The organism is Streptomyces sp. NPDC048192 (assembly GCF_043202415.1).
In the GTDB taxonomy this organism is placed as follows: Bacteria; Actinomycetota; Actinomycetes; order Streptomycetales; family Streptomycetaceae; genus Streptomyces.
The window spans coordinates 246,046-254,578 of record NZ_JBIDAL010000006.1 but is presented as its reverse complement, the minus strand read 5'-3'; the positions used below and the strand labels follow the sequence as shown (position 1 = coordinate 254,578).

Annotated in this window: 8 protein-coding genes; 3 read left to right on the top strand and 5 right to left on the bottom strand. The window is 73.0% G+C overall.

What is annotated here, in order from left to right; all coding sequences use genetic code 11:
- Nucleotides 1-2,145 (bottom strand): DEAD/DEAH box helicase (locus ACGFZN_RS14505; RefSeq protein WP_393858988.1); only part of this gene is annotated, 2,145 nt, incomplete at its 3' end.
- 505 nt (nucleotides 2,146-2,650) lie between these two features.
- On the opposite strand from ACGFZN_RS14505, the gene ACGFZN_RS14500 reads away from it, so the two are divergent.
- On the top strand, nucleotides 2,651-3,388 hold the full coding sequence (locus ACGFZN_RS14500) for a ferritin-like fold-containing protein (protein WP_393858770.1): 738 nt from the start codon (nucleotides 2,651-2,653) through the stop codon (nucleotides 3,386-3,388).
- A 119-nt stretch (nucleotides 3,389-3,507) separates the two neighbouring features.
- Here the strand turns inward: ACGFZN_RS14500 and ACGFZN_RS14495 are convergent, their stop codons facing one another.
- The 4 genes from ACGFZN_RS14495 to ACGFZN_RS14480 form a co-directional block, all read right to left on the bottom strand.
- Nucleotides 3,508-3,768, bottom strand: a complete 261-nt coding sequence (locus ACGFZN_RS14495; RefSeq protein WP_393858769.1) for a hypothetical protein — start codon at nucleotides 3,766-3,768, stop codon at nucleotides 3,508-3,510.
- A 185-nt stretch (nucleotides 3,769-3,953) separates the two neighbouring features.
- Nucleotides 3,954-4,181, bottom strand: coding sequence for a DUF3107 domain-containing protein (locus tag ACGFZN_RS14490; RefSeq protein WP_330337942.1), 228 nt, complete (start codon nucleotides 4,179-4,181; stop codon nucleotides 3,954-3,956).
- 138 nt (nucleotides 4,182-4,319) lie between these two features.
- Complete coding sequence (locus tag ACGFZN_RS14485) at nucleotides 4,320-4,961, bottom strand: TetR/AcrR family transcriptional regulator (protein ID WP_330337941.1); 642 nt, start codon at nucleotides 4,959-4,961, stop codon at nucleotides 4,320-4,322.
- 156 nt (nucleotides 4,962-5,117) lie between these two features.
- Entirely contained in the window at nucleotides 5,118-5,342 is a 225-nt protein-coding gene (locus tag ACGFZN_RS14480) for a hypothetical protein (protein ID WP_393858768.1), read from the bottom strand.
- A gap of 192 nt (nucleotides 5,343-5,534) precedes the next feature.
- Between ACGFZN_RS14480 and ACGFZN_RS14475 the strand changes: the two genes are divergently transcribed.
- Nucleotides 5,535-6,518 carry an alpha/beta fold hydrolase gene (locus ACGFZN_RS14475; RefSeq protein ID WP_393858767.1) on the top strand — a complete coding sequence of 328 codons (984 nt, stop codon included), beginning with the start codon at nucleotides 5,535-5,537 and terminating at the stop codon, nucleotides 6,516-6,518.
- A 289-nt stretch (nucleotides 6,519-6,807) separates the two neighbouring features.
- Nucleotides 6,808-8,520 carry a DUF3152 domain-containing protein gene (locus ACGFZN_RS14470; protein ID WP_393858987.1) on the top strand — a complete coding sequence of 571 codons (1,713 nt, stop codon included), beginning with the start codon at nucleotides 6,808-6,810 and terminating at the stop codon, nucleotides 8,518-8,520.
- Nucleotides 8,521-8,533: the final 13 nt, after the last annotated feature.

Below are 8,533 nucleotides of genomic sequence, written 5' to 3'. Positions count from 1 at the left end.
CGGCTTGGCTTCCGTGCCTTCGGCGGTGTCGACGGCCGTCTCGGCGGCGGCTGCCGTCTTCCGGGTGCGGCGGGGCTTGGCCTCGGCCTCGGGGGCGTCGGTCGTCTCCGGGGCGACGGCGGCCTTCTTGCGGGTGCGGCGCGGCTTGGCTTCCGTGCCTTCGGCGGTGTCGACGGCCGTCTCGGCGGCGGCTGCCGTCTTCCGGGTGCGGCGGGGCTTGGCCTCGGCCTCGGGGGCCTCCGTCGTCTCCGGGGCGGCGGCCGCCGTCTTCCGGGTGCGGCGCGGCTTGGTCTCCGCCTCGGCCTTCGCCGGGGCCGTCTCGGTGGCGGCGGCTGCCGTCTTGCGGGTCCGGCGCGGCTTGGCCTCCGTGCCCTCGGCCGTGGCCACGGCCGCCTCGGCAGCCGGCTCGGCCGTCTTGCGCGTACGGCGGCGCGGCTTGGCCTCCGCGGTCTCCACGGGCGCGGCCTCGGCCTGGGGCTCGGCGGCCACAGGGGCCGTCTCCGCCACGGGCGCGGGGGCCGTCTCGGTGACGGCCGGCTCCGCCGACTTGCGGGTACGGCGGCGACGCGGCTTCTCGGGCGCCTCCGGGGCCTCCGGCAGGGCCGGCCCCTCGGCCGTGTCCACCGCCTCGACGGCCGCGTCGGCGGCCTCGGCGACCTGCGCGGTCGCGGCGGCCTGGACGGCCGTATCCGGCTGGGCCGCCGCTCCGCCGCGCGTGCGGCGACGGCGGCGCAGCGTGCGCTGCTCCCCGGCCTGCTCGGTCACCTCGTCGGCACCGGACTCGGCGGCCGGCGTCGCGGTGGTCGCGGTCGCGTCGAGCGGGGCCCCGCCGCGGGTGCGGCGGCGCCGGCGCGGCGTACGGGCCGTACGCTCGCGCTCACCGGTGCCGGACTCGGGACGGCCGTCCCGCCCGGCCCGGCCACCGCGGCCGCGACCGCGGGCGCCGCGCCCGCCGGTCTCGCCGAGGTCCTCCAGCTCCTCCGCGTCCAGACCGGCACGGGTCCGCTCCGAGCGCGGCAGGGTGCCCTTGGTGCCCTCGGGGATCCCGAGGTCGGTGAACAGGTGCGGGGAGCTCGAGTACGTCTCCACCGGGTCGTTGAAGTCCAGCTCCAGCGCCTTGTTGATCAGCTGCCAGCGCGGGATGTCGTCCCAGTCGACGAACGTGATCGCCGTACCCTTCGCGCCCGCGCGGCCCGTGCGGCCGACCCGGTGCAGGTAGGTCTTCTCGTCCTCGGGGGACTGGTAGTTGATGACGTGGGTGACGCCCTCGACGTCGATGCCGCGCGCGGCGACGTCGGTGCAGACCAGCACGTCGACCTTGCCGTTGCGGAACGCGCGCAGCGCCTGCTCGCGGGCGCCCTGGCCGAGGTCGCCGTGGACCGCGCCGGCGGCGAACCCGCGGCGCTGGAGCTGCTCGGCGATGTCGGCGGCCGTGCGCTTGGTCCGGCAGAAGATCATCGCAAGACCGCGGCCCTCGGCCTGCAGGATGCGGGCGACCATCTCCGGCTTGTCCATGTTGTGCGCGCGGTAGACGAACTGCTTGATGTTCGCGACCGTCACGCCCTCGTCGTCCGGGGCGGTGGCGCGGATGTGCGTGGGCCGCGACATGTAGCGGCGCGCGAGGCCGATGACCGCGCCCGGCATCGTCGCCGAGAACAGCATGGTCTGCCGCTTGGCCGGCAGCATGTCGATGATCTTCTCGACGTCGGGCAGGAAGCCCAGGTCGAGCATCTCGTCGGCCTCGTCGAGGACCAGGCACTTGACGTGCTTCAGGTTCAGCTTCTTCTGGCCCGCGAGGTCGAGCAGCCGGCCCGGCGTGCCGACGACGACGTCGACGCCCTTCTGCAGGGCCTCGACCTGCGGCTCGTAGGCCCGGCCGCCGTAGATCGCCAGCACCCGCACGTTACGGACCTTGCCGGCCGTCAGCAGGTCGTTGGTGACCTGGGTGCACAGCTCGCGCGTGGGGACGACGACCAGCGCCTGCGGGGCGTCGGTGAGGGCCTCGGGGGCGGCGCGTCCGGCCTCGACGTCGGCGGGTACGGTGACGCGCTCCAGGAGCGGAAGACCGAAGCCCAGCGTCTTGCCGGTGCCGGTCTTGGCCTGGCCGATGACGTCCGTGCCGGAAAGGGCGACGGGAAGGGTCATCTCCTGGATGGGGAAGGGAGTGACGATACCGACGGCCTCCAGGGCCTCGGCGGTCTCGGGAAGGATCCCGAGGTCTCGGAATGTGGTAGTCAGGGTCATGCCTCTTCTGTGTGCGCGGTGCGAGGCGAGCGCGGGGGTCATGTGCGACCGTGCCGGGGACGTCGGCTGCCGTACGGGCGAGCCACTCAAGGCAAGCCGTATGACACGGGACCTCTGCCGACGCTCTAGCGCTCGTACCGCTGAGGGTGTCCCTCCGGTCGTCGCACGGACTGTGCCGTACGGCCACGGAGGGCTGTCGGGTCGGAGCCGATCGGGCCACCGACCGGGCATCCTCATACGTGCGGCCTGTGCGGAGACGTCGACCATCGTCGACGCACTCTGGCAGGCGCATTACCACCATACCCCGGAATCGCGCACATGCGATGGCCGATTTGGTCACGTCATGGTCGTCACACTGATCCGGCGGCGCCCACCGGCGCCACGCGAGCGGGCTATTGTGCGCCTCATGACTAGCTCTGACAAGCCTGAGAACGAGTCCGCCGCACCCGCCGGCGTCGCCGCCAAGGACTGGACCCAGGCCTCCGCCGACCCGCAGTACCGCGCCGCCGTCGTGGATCTGCTCGGCGCGCTCGCGTACGGCGAGCTCGCGGCGTTCGAGCGGCTCGCGGAGGACGCGAAGCTCGCGCCCACCCTCGCGGACAAGGCGGAGCTGGCGAAGATGGCCTCGGCCGAGTTCCACCACTTCGAGCGGCTGCGGAACCGCCTGACCGAGATCGGCGAGGAGCCGACGGCGGCGATGGACCCGTTCGTGGCCGCGCTGGACGGCTTCCACAAGCAGACCGCGCCCTCGGACTGGCTGGAGGGCCTGGTCAAGGCGTACGTCGGCGACTCGATCGCCAGCGACTTCTACCGCGAGGTCGCCGCGCGCCTCGACTCCGACACGCGTGAGCTGGTTCTCGCCGTCCTCGACGACACCGGGCACGCCGGGTTCGCGGTGGAGAAGGTGCGCGCCGCCATCGACGCCGACCCGCGCGTGGGCGGCCGGCTGGCGCTGTGGGCGCGGCGGCTGATGGGCGAGGCCCTGTCGCAGTCCCAGCGGGTGGTCGCCGACCGGGATGCGCTGTCGACGATGCTCGTGGGCGGGGTGGCCGACGGCTTCGATCTCGCGGAGGTCGGAAAGATGTTCTCGCGGATCACCGAGGCGCACACGAAGCGGATGGCCGCGCTGGGCTTGGCGGCGTAGCGCCCTGTGGGGGGTGGGTGTGGGGAGTTCGCGGCTGCGGGTGCGTCGTGGTTGCTCGCGCCCGCGCGGCGAAGCCGCACATCGAGCGGGGCCCCGCGCCCCTGACGGCTCGGCTTCGCCTACGCCGTCAATGATCGTCGGCGGAGCGGGCGGAGCAGGAGCGACAGGGACGCCGTCGAGATGACCGCGGCGCCCAGGAGGCTCAGCCAGGCGACGCCGGGGCCGAGGGCGGTGTGGGTGACGAAGTCGCCGAAGAGGGCGCCCGCGACGCCCGTGCACAGCACCAGCGGGCGGGCCGGCAGGCGGTGGGACAGCCGGTAGGCCGCCGCCGAGGCGAGGACGAGACCGAGCACAGCGGATCCGAGTGCTTCGAGGATCATCTCCGGGTCCCTCCCACGGCGAATCTGCCTTCGGCGCGTCTGCCTTGACGGTCGTCGTGCGTCCTACCCGTGACCTGCGGAGTTCAATCCTCCGCTGTGGAGGAGTTGTGCTCCGCTTGTGGGTATCTTCCACGCGAAAGGGCCCGGCGGCTCGCGGCCGCCGGGCCCTTGTGCATGATGTCCGCCTACAGCGCGCCGAAGCCCACCTTGCGGACGGTCGGCTCGCCGATGTCCACGTACGCGAGGCGGTCGGTCGGGACCAGGACCTTGCGGCCCTTCTCGTCCGTAAGGCTCAGCAGCCCCGTCTTCCCGGCCAGCGCCTCGGCGACCACACGCTCGACCTCCTCGACGCTCTGAGCGCTCTCCAGAACGATCTCGCGAGGCGCGTGCTGCACGCCGATCTTGACCTCCACGGCTATGTCCCTCCGACGGTCACTGATGTGCGCGATCTTCCGCGCCCTACTTCAGCACACATTAGCCCGGTGAGGGGACGCACACGCTCCCGGCCGGAACGCCATCAGCGAACAGCCGCCGGAGCCCGTACGCGCGCGTCAGTGGTGTTCGCTGCCGTGCAGCGGGAAACCGGCGATGCCCCGCCACGCCAGCGAGGTCAGCAGCTGCACCGCCTGGTCGCGCGGCACGCTGCGGTCGCTGTGCAGCCAGGAGCGGGCCACCACCTGGGCGAGGCCGCCGAGCCCGGAGGCGAGCAGCATCGACTCCGCGCGCGACAGGCCCGTGTCCTCGGCGATGACGTCGCAGATCGCCTCGGCGCACTCGTTCGTGACCTTGTCGACGCGCTCGCGCACCGCGGGCTCGTTCGTCAGGTCCGACTCGAACACCAGCCGGAACGCGCCGCCGTCGTCCTCCACGTAGGCGAAGTAGGCGTCCATGGTCGCCCGGACGCGCTGCTTGTTGTCGGTCGTCGAGGCGAGCGCGCTCCGCACGGACTGGATCAGCGACTCGCAGTGCTGGTCCAACAGGGCGAGGTACAGGTCGAGCTTGCCGGGAAAGTGCTGGTAGAGCACCGGCTTGCTCACGCCGGCCCGCTCGGCGATGTCGTCCATCGCCGCCGCGTGGTACCCCTGAGCGACGAAAACCTCCTGGGCGGCGCCCAGCAGCTGGTTCCGTCGGGCTCGGCGCGGCAGACGGGTGCCGCGCGGGCGTGCCGCCTCAGTTTGCTCGATGGCTGTCACGCCGCCTCCCAAAGTCGTCCATTTCGCGGTGTCGCCGCGCGGCCATCGTACTTTTCGGTAACCGTGCTGTGCGCGGTGCGAGCGCAGAATTTCACGTACCGGACGGCCGCGAAAGCCGCAGCGGCGTGCTCGTGAGGCCGGGGGAGTCGGTCGAGGTCAGCGGTAGTCGTCCTCGTCGAGCGCGACGACGCGCGTCTGTTCGACCAGATCGGCCTCGTTCGCCCGGTCCGGATCCACGGCCGTCAGGGGGTCGTCGCGGTCCGGCGCGATGTCGGCGTGCTGCTCGGCGGCGTCCACCTCGTTGGCTTCGACGCCGATCTCCGGAGCCGTCTCGGCCTCCAGGTCCTCGATCGTGTCGGGTTCGGTGGGGTCATAGGCCATGGTGGGCTCCCTTCCTAGGAACGTCCCTGGAAACAGCAGGGGCCACATACGGGTGCCCTCGATACGAGCCTAGGAGACAGCAGATCCGGACGCCATGCCGTCTCGCCCGTTCGCAGCCCCGACGGCGGCCGGGACTGCGCCTGTGACGGCGAACACATGAACCCCGACGTGATCACCTCGTAACATTGCCGCATGGCTTCGACCGAGTCGCCGTCCGTATCGGCCGCCAGTGTCCTTCCCAGGGTGGCGCCCGTCCGGGTCGGCGAGGGCGAGCGGCTGCGTTCCGTGAGGCTGCCCGGAGTCACCCTGTCGATCCGTTCCCGCCGTCCCGCCCGCGAGGGCCTGCCGGCCGCCCTGTACGTCCACGGGCTCGGCGGTTCCTCGCAGAACTGGTCGTCGCTGATGGCCGAGCTGGACGGCGTCGTCGACAGCGAGGCGGTCGACCTGCCGGGCTTCGGCGACTCCCCGCCCCCGGACGACGGGAACTACTCGGTCACCGGGCACGCGCGCGCGGTGATCCGCTATCTCGACGCGTCCGGCCGCGGCCCGGTCCACCTGTTCGGCAACTCGCTCGGCGGCGCGGTCACCACGCGCGTGGCCGCCGTACGGCCCGACCTGGTCCGTACGCTCACACTCGTCTCGCCCGCCCTGCCGGAGCTGCGCATCCAGCGCACCGCGGCGCCGACCGCGCTGCTCGGCGTGCCCGGGGTGGCCGCCCTGTTCACCCGGTTCACCAAGGAATGGACGGCCGAGCAGCGGGTGCGCGGCGTCATGGCGCTCTGCTACGGCGACCCCACGCGCGTGTCGCCCGAGGCGTTGCAGCACGCCGTGGCGGAGCTGGAGCGGCGGCTGCAACTGCCGTACTTCTGGGACGCGATGACCCGTTCCGCGCGCGGGATCGTCAACGCCTACACGCTCGGCGGACAGCACGGGCTGTGGCGCCAGGCCGAGCGCGTGCTCGCGCCGACCCTGCTGATCTACGGCGGCCGTGACCAGCTGGTCGGCTTCCGCATGGCCCGCCGCGCCGCCCGCGCCTTCCGCGACTCCCGCCTGCTGTCGCTGCCGGACGCCGGGCACGTGGCGATGATGGAGTACCCGGACGTGGTGGCCACGGCGTTCCGTGAACTCCTCGCGGACGCCGCGAAAGCCTCCGCCGACGCGGACACGAGGAGCTGAGGCCGGCGTGGGACGCCACAGCCGCCGCGGACCGGCCCCGAAGAACACCTCCACGGGCACGGCCGCCAGGCCCGCGGACCAGCGCGACTCCCGCGCACCCGGCACGGCCGCACCCGCGGCCCGCGGCGACCGGCCCCTGCTGCCGGGCCAGCGCCCCGCACCGACGCAGCAAGGCCCCGGCGCCACCCACGGACACCCCCCGCGCGGCCCCCAGAGCCCCCAGAGCCCGCCGACCGGCACGCGCGCCCAGGCAGCACCGCGATTCGACGGCACGACGCCTGGGGGTGGGGTGCCGCGTTTCGGTGATGGCACTCCGGCGCGCGGTGTGCCGAGGCTGCCGGACGGGACGCCCGCCCATGGGGTGCCGGGTTTCGGTTATGGCACTCCCGCGCATGGTGTGCCGAGGTTTCCTGATGGGACTCCGGCGCGTGGGTTGCCGCGTTTCGGGGATGGGACTCCGGCGCAGGGGGTGCCGCGTTTCGGGGACGGTACGCCGGCGCATGGTGTCCCGAGGCTGCCGGACGGGACGCCCGCGCACGGGGTGCCGGGTTTCGGTTATGGCACTCCCGCGCAGGGCGTGCCGAGGTTTCCTGATGGGACTGCGGCGCGTGGCGTGCCGCGTTTCGGCGACGGCACGCCCGCGCATGGTGTCTCGAGGCTGCCGGACGGGACTACCGCGCACGTTGCCCCTAGGCTGCCTGAGGGGACTTCTGCGCATGGTGTTCCCGGGTTCCGTGGGGGTGCTCCCGCTCGGGGTGGGCACCCCGAGCAGCGGGAAGGGGGCGGCGGCTGGGGGGAGTTCGCAGGGACGGCCGGGACCAGTCCGGTGTTTCCGCGGCAGCGGGCGGCGGGACCGGGCGCCGTGCCCGGCCCTCGGCAGGAGTATCTCGACGCGTTCACCGACGGCCATGACGGTCGGGACGGCCGCCGCGGCGGTGTCGGCCTGGACGACGACGTGAACGTCTTCGCACCCCGCGCGCCCCGCCCCGGCGGGCCTCGCGCCACCGAGGCGCACCCGGCGAACACACCGAGCACGCCGACCGAGCCGGAGGCGGACGGTGGTGACGGAGTCTCCGTCGGCCCGCCCGCGCAGCGCTCGCGCGGCGGCGACCCGGCAGGCGCCCGGGGAACCGGGCGGGCGACCGCCGCGGACGCGCAGTCGCCCGACGACGCGGACACCGCCCGGGAAACGGCGCCCGGCCAGGACCGGCGCAGCCCCGCGCGGGCCTTCACCGGCGTCGCCGCGGCCGCCATCACCACCGTGCTCGCGGTGGTCGTCGCCGGTCAGGTGACCGGGAAGCACGACACCGGCGCCGCGCAGGCGCGGTCCGCCACCGACCAGGCCCGCGCCGCACGCACCCCGGCCGGTGCGGCCCCGTCGGCCTCGCCCGGCACGGTGACGCTCTCGTACGAGCAGGCGATGGACCGGACGTACCCGCTCAGCCCGACACTGAAGGGCTCGGGGAAGTTCGACACGGTGCCCGGGTTCGACAAGGCTCCGGGCAAGGGGCAGAAGTACACCTACCGCGTCGACGTCGAGCAGGGGCTGGGCCTGGACGGCAAGCTGTTCGCCGAGGCCGTGCAGAAGACGCTGAACGACGACCGCAGTTGGGCCCACGGGGGCGCCCGTACCTTCGAGCGGATCTCCTCCGGCAAACCCGACTTCGTGATCACGCTGGCCAGCCCCGGCACGACCGCCACCTGGTGCGCGAAGTCCGGTCTCGACACCACGGAGGACAACGTCTCCTGCGACTCGGCCGCCACCGAACGCGTGATGATCAATGCATACAGATGGGCCCAGGGCAGCAAGACATACGGGGACAAAATCCACGCCTACCGGCAGATGCTGATCAACCACGAGGTCGGTCACCGTCTCGGCCACGGCCATGTGACCTGCCAGAAGAACGGCGAACTCGCGCCCGTCATGCAGCAGCAGACCAAGTTCCTCGACCATGACGGCATCCACTGTCTGCCCAACCCCTGGCCTTACCCGAAGAGTTGACAGGCGCCGCTCA